At 69.0% G+C, this 23,527-nt stretch carries 7 protein-coding genes; 5 read left to right on the plus strand and 2 right to left on the minus strand.

Translation table 11 applies throughout. From position 1 onward, the window contains the following. The first annotated feature begins 58 nt into the window (after window positions 1-58). From QMX80_RS11420 to QMX80_RS11430, 3 genes are read left to right on the plus strand one after another with little or no spacing between them, the layout of a single operon-like run. Window positions 59-10,063 carry an SdrD B-like domain-containing protein gene (locus QMX80_RS11420; RefSeq protein WP_282277159.1) on the plus strand — a complete coding sequence of 3,335 codons (10,005 nt, stop codon included), beginning with the start codon at window positions 59-61 and terminating at the stop codon, window positions 10,061-10,063. Then, window positions 10,060-13,440: a hypothetical protein gene (locus tag QMX80_RS11425; RefSeq protein WP_282277161.1), complete on the plus strand. Its 3,381-nt coding sequence runs from the start codon at window positions 10,060-10,062 to the stop codon at window positions 13,438-13,440. The genes QMX80_RS11420 and QMX80_RS11425 overlap by 4 nt, the downstream gene beginning before the upstream one ends. A 10-nt stretch (window positions 13,441-13,450) precedes the next feature. Then, on the plus strand, window positions 13,451-14,479 hold the full coding sequence (locus QMX80_RS11430) for an OmpA family protein (RefSeq protein ID WP_273085273.1): 1,029 nt from the start codon (window positions 13,451-13,453) through the stop codon (window positions 14,477-14,479). A 70-nt stretch (window positions 14,480-14,549) separates the two neighbouring features. Here the strand turns inward: QMX80_RS11430 and QMX80_RS11435 are convergent, their stop codons facing one another. Both QMX80_RS11435 and QMX80_RS11440 read right to left on the minus strand, forming a co-directional pair. After that, on the minus strand, window positions 14,550-16,502 hold the full coding sequence (locus QMX80_RS11435; protein ID WP_282277162.1) for a GGDEF domain-containing protein: 1,953 nt from the start codon (window positions 16,500-16,502) through the stop codon (window positions 14,550-14,552). A 137-nt stretch (window positions 16,503-16,639) separates the two neighbouring features. Further along, window positions 16,640-17,926, minus strand: coding sequence for a hypothetical protein (locus QMX80_RS11440; RefSeq protein ID WP_282277164.1), 1,287 nt, complete (start codon window positions 17,924-17,926; stop codon window positions 16,640-16,642). Window positions 17,927-18,053: 127 nt separating this feature from the next. Between QMX80_RS11440 and QMX80_RS11445 the strand changes: the two genes are divergently transcribed. Together QMX80_RS11445 and QMX80_RS11450 are read left to right on the plus strand one after the other, a co-directional pair. After that, window positions 18,054-19,472 (plus strand): ATP-binding protein, encoded by a 1,419-nt coding sequence (locus tag QMX80_RS11445; RefSeq protein WP_282277165.1) that lies wholly within the window; start codon window positions 18,054-18,056, stop codon window positions 19,470-19,472. Between the two features lie 66 nt (window positions 19,473-19,538). Next, window positions 19,539-22,964 carry a PAS domain-containing hybrid sensor histidine kinase/response regulator gene (locus tag QMX80_RS11450; RefSeq protein ID WP_282277166.1) on the plus strand — a complete coding sequence of 1,142 codons (3,426 nt, stop codon included), beginning with the start codon at window positions 19,539-19,541 and terminating at the stop codon, window positions 22,962-22,964. Window positions 22,965-23,527: the final 563 nt, after the last annotated feature.

Raw genomic sequence — 23,527 nt, forward strand, 5'->3', positions numbered from 1 at the left:
CCCTGCCCTCGACCTGCCGGCCATTTGCACCGCGGCGAACGGCAGTCTGCAGATCCCCGTGGGTGGCGCCACCCACAGCGGCTGGGTCGTCACCTGTACGGTCACCGATGCGGTCGCCGTGAACGGTACGCGCAATTTCCCGATCAAGCTGCGGCTGCCGTCGACGCCGGCGAAGGGAAATTTCCCGGTCCTGGTCACACCGCCGCCCGGGCTTGACGACGTCTACCCGGACAACGATGCGGCGTCGGTCGGCTACGACGTGCAGCCGCCGTTCGCCAACCTGTCGCTGGTCAAGAGCAAGAGCCCCGGTTCCGGCCCCTCCGCGCCGGGTACGGTCATCACCGACACGATTACCATCACCAACAGCAGCGCCAGCAGCAGCGCGCTGACCTATTCCTCGCCGGCCCATCCGTTGCGCGTGGTGGACTACCTGGACCCGCTGGAAGTCGATGCCGCGTATGGCAACAATGGCGTGACGACGATCGGCACTGACTGGCAGTGCACGGTAACGCGGAACACGCCGCCGCCGGCCGGCATCAGTTCCAATCGCACCACCCGCATTCTCTGCGAAACCACCAATACCGACGAGATGACGCTGGCCAAGGGCGCGAGCACGTCGGTGAAGTTCAGTACCAGCATCGCCAGCATGGCCGCCGATTCCGCGCCGGTGGAGCTGAGCAACACGGCCTGCACCGGCAAGGCGGCGCTGGACGCCCTGGGCATGGCGCAATCGGCAGGCCCGCAGCCGATCAGCAACGCAGGCGAAACCTCGGACGACACCTGCAAAACGGCAGGCAGCGGCCTGTGGGCCACGCTGGCCGGCGCCGATGCGGACTCGGCGAACATCACCCTGGTCAAGCAATCCTCGATCACCGGCAACCGCGCCGTTGCCGGCGAATGGTTCGACGACGTGAACGCCGCGCCGACCCTGGCCGCGAACGCCACCCACCTGTATTGGCGCATCCTGATCAGTACGCCGAGCAACGCGACCCAGAAGACCATCCAGACCCTGGTGCTGACCGACCCGCTGCGGGGCATCCTGAGCAACGGCAACGGCAATACCACGCCGCAGATTCCGATCATGGTCTATCGCGGCCCCACCGGCGGAACACTGAGCCAGGTGGCGGCGGGCACTACCAGCGACAACTGCCCGGCGAATATTGCCGCTGGCAGCAATGGCGGGCAGCTGTGCACGTTCAAGAACGTCGCGCCGGGCGAGACGATCGAAGTCGTACTGGACGTCTCGCGCCCGCTCAACCAGGGCGTGGCCCAGGGCGATGGCACCTACCGGTTGACCAACACCGTCACGCTGACCTCGCCCGACGCGGTGCTGGCCGAAAATCTCTCCGACAGCGCCGCGGTTGACCTGGAGCCGCGCCTGGACGTGGATCTGGTCAAGAGCATGGACGTGGTCAAGCCGGCCATCGGCCAGCCGTTCGCGTTCAAGCTGGAGGCCCGCAATCTCGGGCCGTTCGAGGTACCGGTGGGCGCCTTCGTCGTCGAGGACACCTTGTTCACCGGCACGGCTACCCTGAGCCAACATGCCTACGAAATCGTGGGCGTGGATCCGGTGACGACCAATATGGTCTGTACCAAAACCCCCAGCGGCAACACCACCCTGGTGCGTTGCGTCAACAGCGGTGGCGTTGTCGGCAGCGGCGTTACCGAAACGATCAACATCCGCGTGCGGCTCAAGAAGCCGGTTCTGAACCCGACGGATCATCCGAAGGGAGCGACGCTCTATACCGAGATCGTCAACCAGGCCGAGGTGACGCTGGGCGGCGGCCTGTGCGAATACCGCACCAATGACAGCAGCAAGAAGTCCACTAGCTGCGGCGATGACAATTCCAAGAGCAATAACGAAAGCAGCGTCAAGTTCAACGTGGAAGTGCCGCGCATCGACCTTGAGCAGAACAAGGTGCAGGTGGATGCGGCGGGCAACGTGATTCCGCTGGGAACGCCCTTCAAGTTCGGACAGACGCCGCGCTACAGGTTCACCGTGACCAACCACGGCCCTTCCCGCGCCGAAAGCGTGGAGATGATCGACGAGTTGGTGCCGCTGCCGGCGAACTTCGCATTCACGATGGGAAGCCTTACCCAGGTGTCCGGCAAGACGGCGATCTGCGCCCAGCCCGGGGGCGCCAACAAGAACATCAGCTGCCGTTTCGGCGATGCCGCCAGCATACTGGAGGCCGGCGAGTCGTCGAGTTTCATCATCGACATCAACGTGGCCGACAACCGCCCGGCGACCAGCGTGGGCGCGGTGTGGTTCGGCAACCGGGCCCATGTCTGCGGCGACGAGACGGGCACCTACGAAACCGCGGGCAAGTGCTCGAACGACCCTGCCGAGGCCGGCAACAACCTGGAAAGCGTGCAGCATCTGTTGATGCCGGTCGCCGACCTGGGGGTGACCAAGACCACCATCGGCACCGACCCGGTGGACGTCGGCCAGCCGGTGCAATACCAGGTCGTGGTGGACAACAAGGGCATCAACCCGACCGACCGCATCCGCCTGGTCGATACGCTGCCTGCCGGCTTTGAATGGTTGACCACCGGCGCGCATGCGCCCACGGCAGTGGCCAGCGGCGCAAACGCCAGCCTGGCGGCCACGCTGGCAGTGTCGGCCAGCGTGCCGGCAACGGGCACCGGCAACGTCTGCTACATCTCCAATGGCGTGGCCGCAGTGACGGCGCGCAACCACCAGCAGGAGATCACCTGCGACCTGCTCGGCGTGTTCCCGAAGCTCGACGGCGTGGTGACGCTGACTTTGTGGGCCCGGCCAAGGCCTGGGATCTACGACGGTACGACACCGGCGCTGTTCGATGTCGACCGCACCAATGTGGTCCAGGTCAGTCCGGGCATCGACGCTGAGGGCAACGAGGTTGCCGAAGACAACGTTCCGGGCAACAACGAGAGCAGTTCGACGGTCACGGTGAAGCCCGCGGCCAGCATCGGTGGCCGCGTGTTCTACGACCAGAACGACAACGGCGATGTGGATGCGGCCGATACCGGCATTGCCGGCGTCACCCTGACCCTGACCGGCACCGACCTCAACGGCAACCTGATCAGTCTGACCACGACCAGCGATGCCAGTGGCGACTACCGGTTCGTTGGTCTGCCGCCATCCGGCAGCACCGGCTACACCATTACCCAGGATCAGACCCAGGTGCCGGCGCAATACACCGGCAACGGTATGCCGCAGCCCAATACCCTGCGCACCGTTCGCAAGGACGGCAGCACGGGGGTGACCAACAAGGGCGTGGCCAGCAACACCGCCACCACCAGCGTCATCAGCGGCATCGTCCTGGCCAACAATGCCAACGGCGTGCAGTTCGATTTCCCCGAATTCGTTGGCAGGACCTTGTCCGGCTACGTCTATGTGGACGTGAACGACAACCAGGTGCGCAACGCGGGCACCGACCTGGACATCAGCGGCGCGACAGTGGAGCTGCTGGTGTTGGACGGCGCGGCCTACGTTCCGGTGCTCAATGGTGGCGCGGCGGTCACGGCCACCACCAGCGCCAGCGGCGCCTACCAGTTCACCGACCTGAGCCCGGGCAAGACCTACGCGCTGCGTGAAGCATTGCCGACCGCTCCGGCGGGCAGCACCTACATCAACCAGCCGGCAGCGGTAAACCCGGGCAAGATCAATGGCGTGGCGTGCGGCGCTGCCACCTGCATCGCGCAGACCGGCGAGCCCGGCGACGCCGCCACCACCGACCGCATCGTTGGCATCACGCTGGCGGCGGGCAATGGCACCGAGTTCAACTTCGGCGAGGTGCTGGCGACCACCATCAGCGGCCTGGTCTATCTGGACCGCAACAACGACGGCGACTATGTCGCCGCCGATGACGCGCCCATCGCCGGCGTTTCCATCGAGATTTTCGAAGAAACCGCGCCGAACGTCTGGACTTCGCGCAACACCCAGAAAACCGCCGCCGACGGTACCTATGCGTGGGATGGGGCCATCGTCGGCAGGAATTACAGGATCGTCGAAACCCAGCCCACCGGCCTGGCCAACGGCAAGGAAAACGGAACCGCCAGCGCCACGCCCAACGTGAAGGTCACCGGCAAGCTGCCGCTGGCCGGTTCCACCACCGGCAACGACTTCGGCGAACTGGCCGGCTCCATTGCCGGCCGCGTATGGCTGGACGCCAACAACAATGGCGTGATCGACGCGGGCGAAACCGGCATTGCCGGCGTCACCGTCAGTCTGCCTGCCGGCACCGTGGACGCCTTGGGCAACACGGTGGCTTCGGTGCAGACCGACAGCAACGGCAACTATCGTTTCGACGACCTGCTGGCCGGCACCTACGTGGTGACCGAGCAGGCCGCGCAGCCGGTGGTCACCGTGGGCGGAGCGTCCGTGACCACCCTCAATGGCCGCACCGTGGCCGGCACGATTGCGGGTGTCACCACCGGTACTTCCACCAGCCCGGGGGTCACGCCTTCGGCGGTGTCCGGCATCGTGCTGGGTGGCGGCGAGCACTCCATCGCCAACAATTTCGGTGAGATCCTGCCGGTGTCGGTGTCGGGCATCGTGTTCTTCGATACCAACAACGACGGCATCCAGAACAATGCGGGTGATACCGGCATTGGCGGCGTGGACATCGTCCTGACCGGCACCGACGATCTTGGCCCGGTCAGCCTTGCCCTTACCACCAACCCCGACGGCAGTTTCAGTTTCGAGGGCCTGCGCCCGGGTACCTACACCCTGACCGAACCGACCCAGCCGACAGGCACCATCAACGGCATCACCACCGCCGGCAGCGCGGGTGGCAACACCACGCCGACCACCACCACGCCATCGGCGATCGCCACGATCAAGCTGACCACGCCGGGCAGCCGTTCGAGCGACAACCTGTTCGCCGAAATCCCGACCAACAGCTCGGTGTCCGGCCAGGTGTGGATGGACATGAACGACGATGGCCTCGCCAACGGCAGCGAGCCGGGCATTGCCAACGTCAAGGTGGAACTGAGCGGCACCGACATTGCGAACAACCCGGTCACGCGCACGGCCTACACCGACGCGCAGGGTCGCTATTCGTTCACCGACCTGGCGCCGGGCACCTACACCGTGACCGAGCCGGAGCAGCCGGCGGGCACCCGCAATGGCCAGACCGTGGCCGGCACTACCGGCGGTACAGCGACGCCGGTGGCGACCACGCCGTCGGCCATCAGCGACATTCACGTGGCTGCCAACCAGCATTCGACCGACAACAATTTCGGTGAGATCCCGCAGAACAGCTCGATCTCGGGCCGCGTGTGGCTGGATGGCGACAACAACGGCGTGGTGGATGCGGGCGAAGCAGGCATCGCGGGCGTCACCGTGCGTCTGAGCGGCACCGACAGCACGGGCGCCCCGGTGACGGCGGAGGTCCAGACCGACGCGCAGGGCCGCTACTCGTTCACCGACCTGACGCCGGGCACCTATGTGGTGACCGAGCCGACGCAGCCGGCGGATACGCTGAACGGCCAGACCGTGGCCGGCAGCACCGGTGGTACCGCGACCCCGGTGACGAGCGTGCCGTCGCAGATCGAAGGCATCGTGCTGGGTGCGAACCAGCACTCGACCGACAACAACTTCGGCGAACTGCGTGGCGGCTCGATCTCGGGTCGGGTGTTCAAGGACAACAACGACGACGGCCAGGTGGATCCGGACGAAACCGGCATCCCCGACGTGGAAGTGGTGCTGACCGGTAGCGATGACCTGGGCAATCCGGTCAACGTGACGGTGACTACCGACAAGGACGGCAAGTATCGCTTCGACGGCCTGCGTCCGGGCACCTATACGGTGACCGAACCGGTCCAGCCGCCGGAAACCAGCAACGGCAAGACCATCCCGGGCAGCAGCGGTGGTACCGCGACGCCGCGCGAGACGACGCCGTCGGCGATCAGCACGATCGTGCTGGGACCGGGCGTGGAATCGACCGACAACAACTTCGGCGAAATCCCGTACATCAGCTCGATTTCCGGTCGTGTGTGGCTGGATGCCAACAACAACGGCGTGGTGGACGCGGGCGAGGAAGGCATCGCCAACATCACCGTGCGCCTGAGTGGCACCGACGTGACCGGCAAGCCGGTGACGGCGGAAGTGCAGACCGATGCCGAAGGCCGCTACAGCTTCGACAAGCTGGCCCCGGGCACCTATGTGGTGACCGAGCCGACGCAGCCGGCGGATACGCTGAATGGCCAGACCGTGGCCGGCAGCACCGGTGGTACCGCTACTCCGGTGACGAGCGTGCCGTCGCAGATCGAGGGCATCGTGCTGGGTGCAAACCAGCACTCGACCGACAACAACTTCGGCGAACTGCGTGGCGGCTCGATCTCGGGTCGGGTGTTCAAGGACAACAACGACGACGGCCAGGTGGATCCGGACGAAACCGGCATCCCCGACGTGGAAGTGGTGCTGACCGGTAGCGATGACCTGGGCAATCCGGTCAACGTGACGGTGACTACCGACAAGGACGGCAAGTATCGCTTCGACGGCCTGCGTCCGGGCACCTATACGGTGACCGAACCGGTCCAGCCGCCGGAAACCAGCAACGGCAAGACCATCCCGGGCAGCAGCGGTGGTACCGCGACGCCGCGCGAGACGACGCCGTCGGCGATCAGCACGATCGTGCTGGGACCGGGCGTGGAATCGACCGACAACAACTTCGGCGAAATCCCGTACATCAGCTCGATTTCCGGTCGTGTGTGGCTGGATGCCAACAACAACGGCGTGGTGGACGCGGGCGAGGAAGGCATCGCCAACATCACCGTGCGCCTGAGTGGCACCGACGTGACCGGCAAGCCGGTGACGGCGGAAGTGCAGACCGATGCCGAAGGCCGCTACAGCTTCGACAAGCTGGCCCCGGGCACCTATGTGGTGACCGAGCCGACGCAGCCGGCGGATACGCTGAATGGCCAGACCGTGGCCGGCAGCACCGGTGGTACCGCTACTCCGGTGACGAGCGTGCCGTCGCAGATCGAAGGCATCGTGCTGGGTGCGAACCAGCACTCGACCGAAAACAACTTTGGTGAAATCCCGCAGAACAGTTTGATTTCCGGTCGCGTTTGGCTGGATTCCAACAACAACGGCGTGGTCGATGCCGACGAAGCAGGCATTGCGGGCGTCACCGTGCGCCTGAGCGGCACCGACAGCACAGGCGCTCCGGTAACGGCGGAACTGACCACCGACGCCGAAGGCCGCTACAGCTTCGACAAGCTGGCCCCGGGCACCTATGTGGTGACCGAGCCGACGCAGCCGGCGGATACGTTGAACGGCCAGACCGTGGCCGGCAGCACGGGTGGCACCGCGACCCCGGTGACGAGCGTGCCGTCGCAGATCGAAGGCATCGTGCTGGGTGCGAATCAGCATTCGACCGACAACAACTTCGGCGAACTGCGTGCCGCCTCGATCTCAGGCCGCGTATTCAACGACAACAACGACGACGGCCAGGTGAATCCGGAGGAGACCGGCATCCCTGACGTGGAAGTGGTGTTGACCGGTAGCGATGACCTGGGCAATCCGGTCAACGTGACGGCGACCACCGACAAGGACGGCAAGTACCGCTTCGACGGCCTGCGCCCGGGCACCTACACGGTGACTGAGCCGGTCCAACCGCCGGGTACCGTCAATGGCGCCACCACCGCCGGTACCGTCGACGGCCAGACCGTCGGTCAGGCGACCGACAGGACGACCTTGCCTTCGGCGATCAGCAACATCGTGCTGCGGGAGGGCGGCAGCTCGATCGACAACAACTTCGGTGAGATCAGCGATTCGGCGGACATCAGGGTCAGCAAGAGCGCCGACAAGGCCCGCTTCACCGTCAACAATGCCGCCGGCTATGTGTTGCAGGTGCGCAATGGCGGCCAGCGTGCGACCCAGGGCGAGTATGTCGTGCACGACTATCTGCCGGGTGGCCTGACCCTGGCGGCGGCCCCCAGTGGTGATGGCTGGAACTGCACCGGCGCCGCCGGTGACAGCCGCCTGAGCTGTACCAGCAGCCGTGTACTGGCACCCGGTGCCAGCGCACCGGATGTCACGGTGCAGGTGAGGGTCTCGGCCGAGGCTGCCAGCACCGGTGCTGTATCCAACGTGGTGATGGCCGAAGGCGGCGGCGAAACGCCGGCGCATGCGCCTACCCCGGAAGAGCGCGACAACTTCTTCAACCACCCCGATCGTCTGCCGGTTTGCGAAAGCAGCGGACGCCACAGCGCCTGCAGCCAGACCACGGCGGTGCAGCTCTCGGCGTCGGTTTCCGGCACGGTGTGGTTTGAACGGGGCAGCCAGACCCAGATCCTCGATGACGGTGATATCCGCCTGCCGCACTGGATCGTCGAACTGGTCGATCCGCGCACCGGCGCAGTGGAAAAGCGCACCACCACCGCCAGCGACGGCAGCTATCGCTTCGACGACGTCATTCCCGGCGAACAGTGGAACATCCGTTTCCGCGATCCGGCATCGGGTGTGATCTGGGCGTGGCCGGTGACCCAGGAAACCGGTGGCGACAGCAATGCGCCGTGCGATACCGCCGCTGCCATCGCCAATGGACTTACCAGCACTTGCCGCAGCAGCGACGGTCTGACCAGCCAGCTCGAAATCGTGTTGGCACCGGGCGAGCATCTGCCGCAGCAGAGCCTGGCGGTGGATCCGTCGGGTGTCGTCTACGACGCCGTCACCCGCGAGCCGGTTGGCGGTGCGGTGGTCACCATGACCCCGGTTGGCGTGTGTGCCGGTTACAACCCGCTGACCGCAGTCCTCAACGCCGCCGGCGGTGGGTACAAAGTCGAGGGTGATTCGATCTCGATGACGGTGGGCAGCGATGGCTACTATCAGTTCTTCTTCGGCCCGGGCGCACCTGCGCGGTGCGAGTTCGAGCTGAAGGTGACGCCGCCGGGTGGCTACAGCTTCGTTTCGACGCTGATTCCGCCGCAGCCCGATTCGTTGTCGCCGCCGGGTCCGGTGGGCAGCGATTACCGGGTACAGCCCAATGCCCGTGCACCGGAAGGGGAGATCGGCGATGCCACGCGTTATTACCTGACCCTGTTCTCGGGTTCGGGCGGTGCCGGCGTCATCCATAACCACATCCCGGTCGATGCGATGGTGGCGCCGGGCCTGGTCATCAGCAAGACCGGCGACCGCCAGATCGCCGAGATCGGCGACACCGTGCAGTACACCATCACGGTACGGCAGACGGCGGGCGGCCCGCTGGCGACGGTGAACATCGTCGACACGCTGCCGCGCGGCTTCACCTACATCGAAGGTACCGCGCGCAGCGGTGGCCGCGCGTTGGCCGATCCGCTGGGCCGGCCCGGCCCGCGCCTGGCCTTCGACCTGGGCCGGATCGAGGTGGGTGGCCAGCTGGCGCTGACCTACCGCGTCCGCGTCGGCGTGGGCGCGATGCAGGGCGACGGCATCAACCGCGCCCAGGCGCACGGCTGCTCGATCACCGGCGGCTGCATCGATCCGGTGGGGCTGAACCCGCTGCCGGGCTCGACGCCCTCCAACCGCGCCGAGTACCGCGTGCGGGTCACCGGCGGCGTGTTCACCGATGAGGCCTGCGTGCTGGGCAAGGTGTTCGTGGACTGCAACAACAACCACGTGCAGGACCGCGAAGAGCTGGGCATCCCGGGGGTGCGCCTGTACTTCAACGACGGCACCTGGCTGGTCTCCGACTCCGAAGGCAAGTACAGCTACTGCGGCCTGCCGCCGAACAGCCACACGCTGAAGGTCGATCCCTCGACCCTGCCGGTCGGCGCGCGCCTGACCACCAGCAGCAACCGCAACCTGGGCGATGCCGACAGCCTGTTCCTGGACCTGAAGAATGGCGAGCTGCATCGCGCCGACTTCGTCGAGGGCAGCTGCTCCAACCCGGTGCTGGAGCAGGTCAAGGCCCGCCGTACCCAGGGCGAGGTGCGCGCGCCGGAGAGCGAGCCCGGCCAGCCGCAGTTGCGATTCGAAAGCAAGCCGACCCGTGCGCCGCAGCAGGCCACGGACTCGGCCAACCAGAGACCGATCGTGGAACCCAGACCCAACCCGCCCGCCGCATCGGCCTCGCCGGAGGTGCAGCCATGAGCCGCCGTTGCGCGCGCGCGATGCCGCGCCTGAGCCTGCTGGCCTGCGCGCTGGCCTCGGCCGCGACGCCGGCCCTGGCCCAGAACGTGGGCAGCAGCACCCGCTTCACCCCGGTGCTGGGCGATGCCTCGACCCTGTATCCGCGCTCGCTGGCGAGCGCGGATGCCCCGCCGGAAGTGGTTGCTGCCCGTTCGGGCAACCTGGACTACAGCCTCAACCGCGGCGTGGACCTGGTCCGCGTCGACGTCGACCGCGACGGCGTGCCGGCCGACGGACAGACGCCGGTGCACGTGCGCGTGCAGCTGTTCGACGGCGAGGGCAGGCCGCTGTCCGGCAAGTCCTACGCCACCATCGAAAACAGCGGCGGCCGCATCCGCCTGCCCGGTTCGCGCACCGACGAGTTCGGTCCCGGCGCCGCCGACGCGGACAAGGTCACCCCGGGCGTGCAGCTGGTGGTGCAGGACGGCGTGGCCGAGTTCGACCTGCTGGCCCCGCATGAGCCGCAGGACGTGGTGCTGCGCATCACCGCCGGCGGCCAGACCGCCGAAGGCGTGATCGGCTTCCTGCCGGAAATGCGCGAGCTGCTGGCCACCGGCCTGATCGAAGGCGTGGTCAACTTCCGCAACAAGTCCAATGCCGGGCTGATCTCGCCGGTGCAGCACCACGATGCCTTCGACCGCGACATCCGTCGCTGGGAGAAGCAGTTCAACAACGGCAAGGCCAATGCCGCCGCGCGCACCGCCTTCTTCGTCAAGGGCCGGATCAAGGGCGAGTACCTGCTCACCGCCGCCTACGACTCGGACAAGGACGTGCGCGGCCGCCTGCTGCGCGACATCCAGCCGGAAGAGTTCTACCCGGTGTACGGCGACTCGTCGCTGCGCGGCTTCGACGCGCGCTCGGCCGAACGCCTGTACGTGCGCATCGACAACCAGCGCAGCTACCTGCTGTACGGTGATTTCCAGACCGGCGACACGCTGGCCACGAGCACCGGCATCGGCGGCAGCGGGCCGATCCCGCAGCGCAGCCTGAGCACCTACAACCGCACCGCCACCGGCCTGGGCTGGCACTTCGAGAGCGAGCGCGCACGCGGCAATGTCTTCGCCATCGAGGATTCGCTGCGCCAGGTCATCGAGGAGTTCCGCAGCCAGGGCAGCGGCCCGTACGCGCTGCGCAACAACACGGTGCTGGAAGGCAGCGAGCGGGTGGAAGTGATCGTGCGCGACCGCAACCAGCCCACCCGCATCGTCTCGGTGCGGCCGCTGGCGCGGCTGGTGGACTACAGCTTCGAGCCGTTCTCCGGACGCATCCTGCTCAACCAGTTCATGCCGTCCTTCGACAGCGACCTCAACCCGGTGTCGCTGCGCATCACCTACGAGCTGGACCAGCAGACCGAGAAATTCTGGGTGTTCGGCGCCGACGGCCAGTTCAAGCTGAGCGACCGGCTGGAAGTGGGCGCCTCGGCGGTGGAAGACCGCAATCCCTATGCCGAGTTCCGCATGGGCAGCGTCAATGCCGGCTACCGCTTCGGCGAGAACACGATGCTGGTCGCCGAGTTCGCGCGCACCCGCAGCGAGGTCAACACCAGCTCGCTCAACCAGGTCACCTCGCAGGGCCTGAAGGACGTGGTGGGCGAGGTCGAGGGCGACGCCTGGCGCGTCGAGTTCGCGCATGACGGCGACAAGTTCGATGCGCGCCTGTTCGCCGCGCGCACCGATCCGGCGTTCAACAACCCGGCCTCGCCGCTGTACGGCGGCCGCGGCGAGTACAACGCGCGGCTGGGCTATGCGGTGGGCCCGCGCCTGGAGCTGTATGTCGAGGGCCTGCGCAGCGAAGACCGCAATCCCGATGGCGGCAAGCGCGATGCCGGCGGAGCCGGCGTGCGCGTGGGCGCCACCGAGCGGCTGACCCTGGACTTCGGCCTGCGCAGCATCCGCGAGACCATCGGCGTGACCTCGCCGTGGTCGATGGGTTCGCCGTTCGGCCAGGCCGGCGGCCTGACCGGCGGTTTCGCCACCGGCATGGGCGGCGGTGCGCTGGGCTACGGCCAGCAGGCGCTGGACCCGGCCACCGGCCTGATGGTCATCAACGGCTCGTCCTCGGGCAGCCCGATCACCAGCGACCTGCCGGTCGGCACCAGGCTGGAATCGGACAGCGCCCGCATCGGCCTGGGCTACCGCTTCAGCGAGAAGTTCAGCGGCGGCGCCGAGGTCGAGCAGAGCGTCAGTGGCGAGGACCGCAACCGCGTCGCCGCCGGCGTGGACTACCAGGTGTTCGAGCGCAGCCGCCTGTACGGGCGCTACGAAAAGCAGACCGGCCTGACCAGCGCCTACGGCATCACCACCACCGACCGGCAGGCCGATGCGCTGGTGTTCGGCGTGGACAGCAGCTACCTGCGCGACACCCAGGCGTTCAGCGAGTACCGGCTGCGCGATGCCATCAGCGGCCGCGACGTGCAGGCCGCCTCGGGCATCCGCAACAACTGGGACATCCGCGAAGGCCTGCGCCTGAGCAGTTCGGCCGAGCGGGTCAACGTGATCGCCGGCGATACCGGCGACAGCACCGGCCTGGCGCTGGCGCTGGACTACAGCGCCAACCCGCTGTGGCGTGGCGCGGTGCGCGTGGAGCACCGCATTTCCGAGGACGTGGCGCACACCGAGGCCAACGAGGCGTTCGACACCACGCTGCTGCAGTTCATGCTGGCGCGCAAGCTCAGCCGCGACTGGACTCTGCTGGGCCGCAACTACCTGTTGGCGACCAACTACAAGGAACGCGGCGATGTCCTGCAGGACCGCTTCCAGCTGGGCCTGGCCTACCGCGATACCGACCGCAACCGGATCAACGCGCTGATGCGCTACGAGTACAAGCTCGAGCGCGACGAAAGCGGGTTGACCCTGCTCGACGGGCAGGTGGTCAACGGCACCAGCCAGGACGTGCGCACCCGCGCCCACATCGTCTCCTCGCATGCCGATTGGCATCCGTCGCGGCCGTGGTGGCTGACCGGGCGCGTGGCCGGCAAGTGGCAGCGCGACCAGTTCGCCTACGGCGATGGCGCGCGCGTCAACAGCAGCTTCCGCGCGATGCTGTTCTCCGGCCGCATTGTCTACGACCTCACCGAGAACTGGGACATCGGCGTGCTCGGCTCCACTTTCCGCGGCCAGTCCGGCGCCAACCAGTACGCCTACGGCGTGGAAGTGGGCCGCCTGCTGCGGCAGAACCTGTGGTTGTCGGCCGGCTACAACCGGACCGGCTTCGAGGGCGACCGCGACCTCAACGGCTACGAGTACACCCAGCAGGGCCTGTTCCTGCGCCTGCGCTTCAAGTTCGATGAAGATCTTTTCCGCCGTGACCCGGTCCGCTACCGCGACCCGGCCCGCTGAGGACGACCCGATGAAATCTCCGCATACCCGTTCCACCCTGTCCCGCGCGCTGTTGTCCGCCGCCATCCTGTCCATCGTGGCCGGCACCGCCGGCGCCCAGCAGACCCGGCTCAACCCGCAGGAAAAGCGCATCACCGACGAGGCCATCCATGCCGACCTGCAGGGCTATGAAGCCACGCAGGGCCGCATCAAGGCGCTCAACGACGGCGGCCGCCCGGTGCGCGACTACCACCTGTCCAAGGCGCAGTGCTGGCTGGATGTGTCCTTCCACGAATACACCCGCAACGACCGCAGCGCATTCCCGCAGGAAGCGCTGACCGAGTCGGAGAAGCTGATCGTGGACATGGAGAACGGCGTTTCGCCGATTCCTACCGACACCGCGCTGGTCAACAACGCCAGGTACCTGCGCGACGACCTGTGGCAGCGCCTGAAGGCGATCCACGGCACCCCGGGCTTCAGCTGCGCGCAGCAGGCCGTGGCCTGCGGCGAGGTCGAACTGGTCCACGCCGGCAACGAGTTCAACCAGCAGCAGTGGCGCCACTCCAAGCCGTACATCCAGATCGCCGAGGACCTGGTCAACGACGCCGAGGCGCTGGCGCGCCAGTGCGGCGTGGCACCCGATGCCGCTCCGGTGCTGGCGCCGGCGCCGACGCCCGGCCCGCTGATCGCCAACGTGCTGTTCGAGTTCGACCGCGACGGCCGCAAGGACATCCGCACCTACTCGCTGGAGAGCATCGACCGCGCTCTGGCCACCATCGCCGGCGAGCGGCGTGAACTGGCCGGGGTCACCCTGGTCGGCCATGCCGACCGCATGCAGGGCAAGGGCTTCGACTACAACCAGGGCCTTTCGCAGCGCCGTGCGCAGACCGTGCGCGAACTGCTGATCGGCCGCGGCATCGACCCGGGCATGATCCGCTACGAATACCGTGGCGATACCCGGCAGGTACAGCAGTGCGACGGCGTCAAGCCGCGTGCGGCGCTGCTGGAGTGCCTGCTGCCGAACCGCCGCGTCGAAGTACGCTTCGAACTGGCGAAGTGAACAGCGCCGCGTGGGGGAAAACCGGGTCCAGGGTCGGGTTTCCCTTGCGCGTCGTCGGCGAGCGCCGGGTTCAGGGCAGGTGGGAAACCCGATTCTGGGCCCGGCTTTCCTCGCGCGGCGCCGGTGCTGGCGTGGCGCCATCGCGCGGGGGCGCCCAGGACATCGGGCGGCCGCCGCCGATCACGATCCAGCCCTGCGCCAGGGCATGCTCCGGATCGCGCAGGATGCTGTAGACGTCCACGTTGCGGCCTTCGGCCAGGCCCCACAACCCGGCCCAGGTGCCCAGCCCGCTGCGCCGCGCCACCTGCAGGGCGCGGCCGGCCACGCGCAGGGTATCGGCATTGGATGCACGGGTTCCCGGAAACAACGGATGCGGCGCCACGCCCGCCGACATGCCGGGCGTGAGGCACTGGCCTGGAGCGACGTCCACCTGCAGCCGCTCGATGCAGCGGCACAGGTGCCCGGCCAGCGCGAAAGCGGCGGCCTGCGAGGTATTGGCGCGGATCACCATGAAGGTGGCACCGCCCCAGCGCGCGACATGGTCGTGCTGGTCGCTGTTGCGCACCAGTTCCGCGGCCACCGCGCGCAGCAGCGCGTCGCCCGCGGCGTGGCCGTGCTGGTCGTTGAGCGCCTTGAAGCCATCGATTTCCAGCAGCAGCACCGCGTGGCGCTCGGCGCCGGGGGATACTGACGTGGCCTCATCCAGCAGGCGTTCGGCCTCACGCCGGTTCGGCAGCCCGGTGGGCACGTCGGTGCTGCCGAGTTCGCGCAGGCGCCGTTGCTGCCGGCGCATGCGCAGGTACAGGCCGGCACCGCCCAGCAGCAGGATCGCCGCGGCGGTAAGCGCGGCATTGCGCAGCAGGCGGTCGCGGCTGGCCTCCTGGGTGGCGTTGATGCGGATCGGGTCCAGCGCCTGCTCGGCCCTGGCCTGCAGCCTGGCCAGGCGGTTTAGGTTGTCGCCCTTCATCCGCGCCTGGTCGACCTGCCGCGCCTGGCGCAGGTAGTCGCGCGCCTGCGCCGGCTCGCCCAGCGCCATGCTGATCTCGGCCAGCAGGTCGAGGCTGTCGCGGACACCATCGGGGAAGCGGCCGGGCTCGGCCACCGCCAGGGCGCGTTCGCCGAGGTTGCGCGCTTCTTCCGGCTGCTGCTGCTCCAGCGCGATGCGCGCCAGCCGCTGCAGGGTGACGACCAGCCCCAGCGGATCGTTGTGTTCCTGCCAGGGCAGGAGTTCGAGGAACTGCGCCTTGGCCACGTCCAGCCGGCCGGCCGCATGCTGCACTTCGGCCCGATGGCCGCGGATGCGATGCAGTATCACGTCCTGGTTGGACAGGCGGCCGGCGATGGACTCGGTACGGGCGAAGGCCCGCTCCGCCTCGTCGTAGCGCTTGAGCCGCAGCAGCGTGTAACCGTGGTTGTAGTGGAGCATCACGTCCTGCGGCAGCGGCGGCCGGCGCAGGTGGTCGGAAAGCGCGATCGCCTGCTGCTGGTAATGCAGCGCGCCTTCGGGATCGTCCATCTGCTCGGCGCGGATCAGGGCGATGCCGGTCAGCGCGGTGATCTGGCTGCCCACGTCGCTCTCGGCGACGCCGCGTTCCAGCATCGTTTCGAGCAGTTGCAGGCCTTCCCCGGTGTGGCCATTGCGTTGCAGCAGCGTCGCGGCCATCTGCAGCGCGCGGTTGCGTTCGATCGCCGGGAGCTCCGCGGTGCGCAGCAGTTCCTGCAGCCTCGCTGCCGACTCCAGGCTGGCGTCGCCCTGGCCCAGCAACTGCCGGGCGAAGCCGCGGCAGCCTTCCGCGCCGATCTCGACCACTGGCGGCAGCGCCGGCATGGCCAGCAGCTTGCCGGCCATGGCCAGGGCATCGCGCGGCGCGCCGTGCACCGTCGTGTGGCAGCGCATCACCTGGTCCATCAGGCGTGCGTCGGCATCGGCGACCTGGGCGCTGGCGGGACCGGCCAGGGCGGTGGCAAGCGCCGCGCCGGGCAGCAGGCGGCGGAATCGAACGACACGAAGCGGAGAAAGCATGGCGCAGGTGTTTCCTGGCGAAAGAGAGTCCGTCCGGGAGGCGGTGGCGCGGGAACGTCCGGCAACGGATGCCTATTAATATAGCCCCACTCCCCCTCATGTCGTACGACGCATCGCGCCGCGCGGCATCGCCGGCGTCAGCCGTCCCGGTGCCGGAGGAGCGGCCTGGCGCTGGCCAGGAGCCTGCGCAGGCTCCTTTGTTGCCGGCGCGTGCGCAGGTACAGGCTGGCCACGCCCACCAGCAGCAGCGCCGCGATGGCAAGCGCGATATCGCGCAGCAGGCGGTCGCGGTTGGCCTCCTGCAGCGCATTGACCCGGGCCGGCTCCAGCGCCTGCGCGGCCCGGGCCTGCATCCGCGCAAGACGGGCAAGGCTTTCCTCCGACATCCCCGGCCGATCGGACTGGCGCGCCCGCCGCAGATAGCCGTGCGCCTTCGCCGCGTCGCCCTGGGCGATGCTGATTTCGGCCAGCAGTTCCAGTCGTTCGCGATGGCCCGGGAACCTGCCGGCCTCGGCCACCATCGCCGCCTGTTCGGCCAGCTCCCGCGCCTGTTCCGGCACGCCCTCGTCCAGCGCGATCCGCGCGAGATACTGCAGCGTGGTGACCCGGCTCAACGGGTTGTTGCGCTCCTGCCAATGCAGCACGGCCAGGAGCTCGGACCGGGCGATCCGGCGATGGCCGCGGGCGCGCAGTATCTCCGCGCGGTCGCTGCGGATGCTGTGCAGCAGCGCCTCCTGCATGGACAGCCGGCGGGCGATGTGTTCGGCGCGGTCGAACGCCCTGCCGGCTTCTTCGTAGTGCTTGAGCTGCAGCAACGTGCAGCCGTGGTTGTAGTTGAGCGTGACGTCCTGCGGCCGTGGCGGCCGCGGCAGGTGTCCGGACAGGGTCAGGGCCTGCTGCTGGTAGTGCAGGGCGCCCTCCGGATCGTCCAGCTGTTCGGCGTGGACCAGGGCGATGTGGCCCAGCGCCAGGATCTGGCCGCCGATGTTTCCCGTGGCGATGCTGCGCTCCTGCAGGGCTTCCAGAATCCGCAGGCCCTCGTCGATGCGGCCGTCGCGCAGCAACAGGAAGGCGACGCGGCGCTGCACCTGGTCGTATTCCCCCAGCGCCAGTCCCGGCGTGCGCAGCAATGCCTGCAGTTGCGAGATCGCCTGCCGGCTCTCGTCATTGCGGCCGAGCTGGTGCAGCGCCGAGGTGCGGCAGCTCACCGCGTCGATCTTCATCGCCAGCGGCAGCGCCGGCAGGGCCAGCAGGCGATCGGCCAGGGCCAGGGCATCGCGGGGGGCGTCGTAGACCAGCGGCACGCAGCGCGCCACTTCCTCCTTCAGGCGTACATCGCCCTCGGCGGCCTGTGCGGGACCCGCCAGGCCCAGTACCAGCAGCAGGCACGGCGGCAGACATCGGGGAATGGGGAACAGGCGCATCTCTTTCCAGCGGCGGGATTGCTTCGTCCGCAGGACCGCGGGAGCGCTTCTACAACGGATGGTCCGTAATATAGCGGCGACCTTCCATGTATCGCGCGGCGCCCCGCCGTGCCGGGGATCCAGCCCGATGCTTTCCCTACCTTCCCGGCCCGAGGATGCGGCCGAGCCGCCGCAGGGCGCGTCCGCCGTCGCCCGTCGGTGGATGCCGCCCGCGGTCGATGCCACCGAAGCGCGCGCCGTGGCGATGCTGCTGCGCCTGCTGCTGGCGGTGGCCGGCTACCAGCTGCTGACCCTGCTGTGGAGCCCGCCCTCCGCCGGCCTGCCGGGGCAGGCGCTGACCGTGTGCGGCATGCTGACCTGCCTGGTGTCGCTGGAACTGCTGCGCCGGCGGCGGCTGCATCTGTCCGTCGCGGCGTTCGTGCTGTCCAACCTGGTGCTGACCTCGGTGGCCTATGGCTACTGGGGGCTGCGCGCGCAGATGCAGGGGCAGCTGCTGCAACTGCTGCCGGTGCTGCTGGCCGGCGCGCTGCTGGGCCGGCGCGCGCTGTGGCTGGCCGCTGGCTGGCTGGGCGGGCTGCTGGCGCTGGGGGCGTGGCTGGATGCGGCGGCCGGCTTTTACCTGCCCATGCGCGTGGAGCTGGCATTGCGCGACCTGGCGCTGGCCGGGTTCGGCACGGCGATGGCGGCCTTCGTGCTGGACCAGTCGCTGTCCTCGCTGCGCGACAACCTGCGCATCGCGCAGCGGCGCGGCACCGACCTGGCGCGCAAGCGCGACGAGCTGCAGCTGGAAATGCACGAGAAGGAGCGCTCGCGCGAACAGCTGGTGCACGCGCTGAAGATCGAGAACGTCGGCCGCCTGGCCAGCGGCGTCGCGCACGACTTCAACCATCTGCTGGCGCTGATCATGGGCTATGCCGGCAAGGGCCGCCGCAGCGACGATCCGGCCGAGCTGAGGGCGGCCCTGCAGGGTGTGGAGTCGGCGGCGCGGCGCGCCGGCGCGGTCACCCGCCGCCTGCTGGACTTCAGCCGCCAGGACGTGGCGCGGCCGCAGCTGCTGGACGCGGCGCGGACCGTCGCGGCGATGGAGCCGATGCTGCGCCAGCTGTTCGACGCGCGCGTGGCGTTCGCGCTGGACACCGGCGGCGTGCGCTGCCAGATCCACTTCGATCCCGCGCAGCTGGAACTGGTGCTGCTGAGCCTGGCGGCCAACGCGCAGCAGGCCATGCCCGACGGCGGCACGTTCCGCCTCGCGCTGTCCTGCCGGGAGCCGGGCAACGAACTGTGCGTGGAAGTCAGCGACAGCGGCCACGGCATGAGCGAGGAGGTGCGCCTGCGCTGCCTGGAGCCGTTCTTCACCACCAAGCCCAGCGGCCAGGGAACCGGCCTGGGGTTGGCGGTGGCGGCCAACCTGATCAAGGCCGCCGACGGCCGGATCGTGGTGGACAGCGCGCCCGGCGCCGGCACCTGCTTCCACCTGTGGCTGCCGGCGCGGCCATTGCCCGACGCGCCCCGCCAGCCGGAAGTCGGCGTGACGATACCGTACTGATCCGCGCGCGCTGCCGTCGCGACGGCAGCGGCTACACTGCGGCACGGCCCGTCCGGAAACTCGTCCTTGGTCTCAAGCTGGATCCTGCTGCTGGTCTCGCTCGGCTATGCCGCGCTGCTGTTCGGCGTGGCGTGGTGGGGTGACCATCGGCCGATGTATCCGGACCGGCCCTGGCTGCGGCCGGTGGTCTACAGCCTTGCGCTGGCGGTGTACTGCTCGTCGTGGACCTTCTACGGCGCGGTCGGCACCGCGGTGCGCTACGGCATCGGCTACCTGCCGATCTACCTGGGGCCGCTGCTGCTGCTGCTGTTCGGCTGGCGCATCATCGAACGGCTGGCGCTGATCGCGCGCAGCGAGAACGTCGTTTCCATCGCCGATTTCATTTCCTCCCGCTACGGCCGCTCGCGCAGGCTGGCCGCGCTGGTGGCGCTGATCGCCCTGATCGGCGTGGTGCCCTACCTGGCGCTGCAGTACAAGGCGGTGGCGATGAGCCTGCAGGTGCTCACCGGCGATGCCGGCGGCGGCGGCGTGCTGACCGATCCGGCGCTGTACGTGGCGCTGCTGATGGCGCTGTTCGCCACCCTGTTCGGCACCCGCCAGGTGGACGCCACCGAGCACCACCACGGCATGATGCTGGCCATCGCGCTGGAGTCGATGATCAAGCTGCTGGCGATGGTGGCGGTGGGCGTGTTCGCCTATGTGTGGCTGTCCGACCGCGGTACCGCGGTGGTGGCCTCGGCGCGCACGCTGTTCGAAGGCGCGCCGCCGGTGGGCTTCGTCTCGCAGACCCTGCTCAGTTTCCTGGCGCTTATCTGCCTGCCGCGCCAGTTCCACGTGGCGGTGGTGGAATGCGGCGACGTCAGCGACGTACGCCGCGCGCGCTGGCTGTTCGGCGGCTACCTGGTGCTGATCTCGCTGATGATCGTGCCCATCGCGGTGGCCGGCAACGCGCTGCTGGGCAGCGGCCGCGTGGCCGACGACGCGCTGGTGCTGGCGCTGCCGATGAGCGGCGGCAACACCGCGCTGGCACTGGTCGCCTACGTCGGCGGATTCTCCGCGGCGACCGGCATGGTGATCGTGTCCTCGATCGCGCTGGCGACGATGATCAGCAACGACCTGGTCATGCCCCTGCTGCTGCGCCGCAGCGGCGACCACCGCGAGGCTGCCGACGTCGCCTCGCGGGTGCTGTGGATCCGCCGCCTGGCGATCCTGCTGCTGGCGCTGGTGGCCTATGGCTACTACCGCGGCAGCAACAACGACACCATGCTCGCCACCTACGGGCTGATGGCCTTCGCCGCGGTGGCGCAGTTCGCGCCCGGCCTGATCGGCGGCCTGTACTGGCGCGGCGCCAGCCGCCGCGGCGTCGGTGCCGGCATGGCGGTGGGTTTCGGCGTGTGGATATACACGCTGCTGCTGCCGGCGCTCAGCCATGGCGGCTGGCTGGACGTGGCGCTGGTCGAGCACGGGCCGTTCGGCATCGGCTGGCTGCGGCCCGAGCAGCTGTTCGGCCTGCGTGGCTGGGATCCGCTCACCCACGGCACGTTCTGGTCGCTGCTGCTCAACGCCGCGACCATGCTGCTGGTGTCGATGCGCTGGCGCCCGGGCGTGGCCGAGCGGCTGCGCGTGGCGCCGTTCCTGGAGCCGTATGCGCGGCGCCCGGCGGTGGCCGGCGACTGGCCGGCGCACGTCAAGGTGCGCGACCTGCTGGCGCTGGCCACGCGCGTGGTCGGCGAGGTGCGCGCGCGGCGTTCCTTCGCCGAGCAGGCGCAGGCGCTGCAGCGCGAACTGCAGCCGGCCGCCGCCGCCGACCGCGCCTGGGTGCAGTTCACCGAACGCCTGCTGGCCGCCTCGATCGGCGCCGCATCGGCGCGCCTGCTGCTGACCAGCCTGCTGCGCGGCTCGGGCATGGACCTGGGCGAAGTGGTGGCGGTGCTGGACGAAGCCGGGCAGGAGCTGCGCTTCAACCGCGAGATCCTGTCCACGACCCTGGAGAACATCAGCGCCGGGGTCAGCGTGGTCGATCCGGACATGCGCCTGACCGCGTGGAACCGCCGCTACCAGCAGATGTTCGGCTATCCCGACGGCATGCTCTACGTCGGCCGCCCGGTCGCCGACCTGATCCGCTACAACGCCGAGCGCGGCGAGCTGGGCGAGGGCGACATCGAGGTGCAGATCGACCGCCGCATCGGCCACATGCGCGCCGGCACGCCGCACGTGTTCGAGCGCACGGGCGCCGACGGCAAGGTGATCGAGCTGCGCGGCCAGGCGCTGCCCGGCGGCGGCTACGTCACCAGCTACAACGACATCACCGACTTCAAGCGCGCCGAGCAGGCGCTGCTGGAAGCCAACGAAACCCTGGAACAGCGCGTGGCCGAGCGCTCGCAGGCGGCCGAAGCGGCGCAGCAGTCCAAGACCCGCTTCCTCGCCGCGATCAGCCACGACGTGCTGCAGCCGCTCAACGCCGCGCGCCTGTTCGCCTCGGCGCTGCGCGACGGCCTGCAGGAGGGCGACGAACAGCGGCACCTGGCCGAGCGCGTGGACGCCTCGCTGCGCGCGGCCGAGGAACTGCTCGACGGCCTGCTCGACGTGTCGCGGCTGGACGCCGGCGGCCTGCGCCCGACCGTCACCGACTTCGACGCCGCGGTGCTGGTGCGCGAACTGGCCGCGCAGTACACGCCGGTGGCCGCAGGGCGGGGCCTGCGCCTGCACGTGTTCGCGCGGCCGGCGTGGGTGCGCAGCGACCGCCGCCTGCTGCGCCGCGTGCTGCAGAACTTCATGGCCAACGCGCTGCGCTATACCCGCAGCGGGCGCATCGTGCTGGCGCTGCGCGTGCGCGGCGGCCAGGTCGAACTGCAGGTGTGGGACACCGGGCCGGGCATTCCCGAACACCACATGCAGCAGATCTTCAACGAGTTCCACCGCTACCAGCAGCCGTTCGACTGGGGCGAGCAGGGCCTGGGCCTGGGCCTGTCGATCTGCCAGCGCATCTCGCGCCTGCTCGGGCATGGCCTGGATGCGCGCAGCCAGCCCGGCCGCGGCAGCATGTTCTCCATCACCCTGCCGCGCGTGCCGACGCCGGCGGTGGCGCCGCCGGCGCGCGTGATGCCGGCGTTCGGCGGCGACGAGGCGCTGGCCGGCATGCGCGTGCTGTGCGTGGACAACGACCAGGAAATCCTCGACGGCATGCGCGCCCTGCTCGGCCGCTGGAAAGTGCAGGTGATCGCCGCCAGCACCGTGGACATGGCGCTGGAGAAGATCGCCGAACGGCCGGACGTGATGCTGGTGGACTACCACCTGCACGACCGCATGGACGGCCTCGATGCGCTGGTCGCGCTGCGCGAGGCCGCCGGGCGGCCGCTGCCCGGCGCGCTGCTCACCGCCGACGGCCGCGACGAACTCAAGCGGCTGGCGCGCGAGCGCGGCTACCGGGTGCTGACCAAACCAGTGAAACCGGCCTCGCTGCGCGCCTTCCTCACCGCCTGGCGGCTGTAGCGAGCGGCTTTGCCGGGAAGGCCCCAGCGGGGCGTTGCGCCGCTCTACAGGGCGAGGGATTGCCGCGTTTCTGTAGCGCCGGGCAGCGCCCGGCGGGGCTTTGCCGGGAATGCTCCAGCGGGGCGTTGCCCCGCTCTACAAGGCGAGGGATTGCCGCGTTTCTGTAGCGCCGGGCAGCGCCCGGCGGGGCTTTGCCGGGAATGCTCCAGCGGGGCGTTGCCCCGCTCTACAAGGCGAGGGATTGCCGCGCTTCTGTAACGCCGGGCAGCGCCCGGCGGGGCTTTGCCGGGAATGCTCCAGCGGGGCGTTGCCCCGCTCTACGGGGCGAGGGATTGCCGCGCTTCTGTAGCGCCGGGCAGCGCCCGGCGGGGCTTTGCCGGGAATGCTCCAGCGGGGCGTTGCCCCGCTCTACAGGGCGAGGGATTGCCGCGTTTCTGTAGCGCCGGGCAGCGCCCGGCGGGGCTTTGCCGGGAATGCACCAGCGGGGCGTTGCCCCGCTCTACAAGGCGAGGGATTGCCGCGTTTCTGTAGTGCCGGGCAGCGCCCGGCGGGGCTTTGCCGGG

Source organism: Stenotrophomonas sp. PS02297 (assembly GCF_029959705.1).
Classification (GTDB): Bacteria; Pseudomonadota; Gammaproteobacteria; order Xanthomonadales; family Xanthomonadaceae; genus Stenotrophomonas; species Stenotrophomonas nitritireducens.

Coding starts and splice junctions, on each gene's coding strand:
- QMX80_RS11425 (WP_282277161.1), top strand. CDS start 10,060: ATGAGCCGCCGTTGCGCGCGCGCGATGCCGCGCCTGAGCCTGCTGGCC.
- QMX80_RS11430 (WP_273085273.1), top strand. CDS start 13,451: ATGAAATCTCCGCATACCCGTTCCACCCTGTCCCGCGCGCTGTTGTCC.
- QMX80_RS11435 (WP_282277162.1), bottom strand. CDS start 16,502: ATGCTTTCTCCGCTTCGTGTCGTTCGATTCCGCCGCCTGCTGCCCGGC.
- QMX80_RS11440 (WP_282277164.1), bottom strand. CDS start 17,926: ATGCGCCTGTTCCCCATTCCCCGATGTCTGCCGCCGTGCCTGCTGCTG.
- QMX80_RS11445 (WP_282277165.1), top strand. CDS start 18,054: ATGCTTTCCCTACCTTCCCGGCCCGAGGATGCGGCCGAGCCGCCGCAG.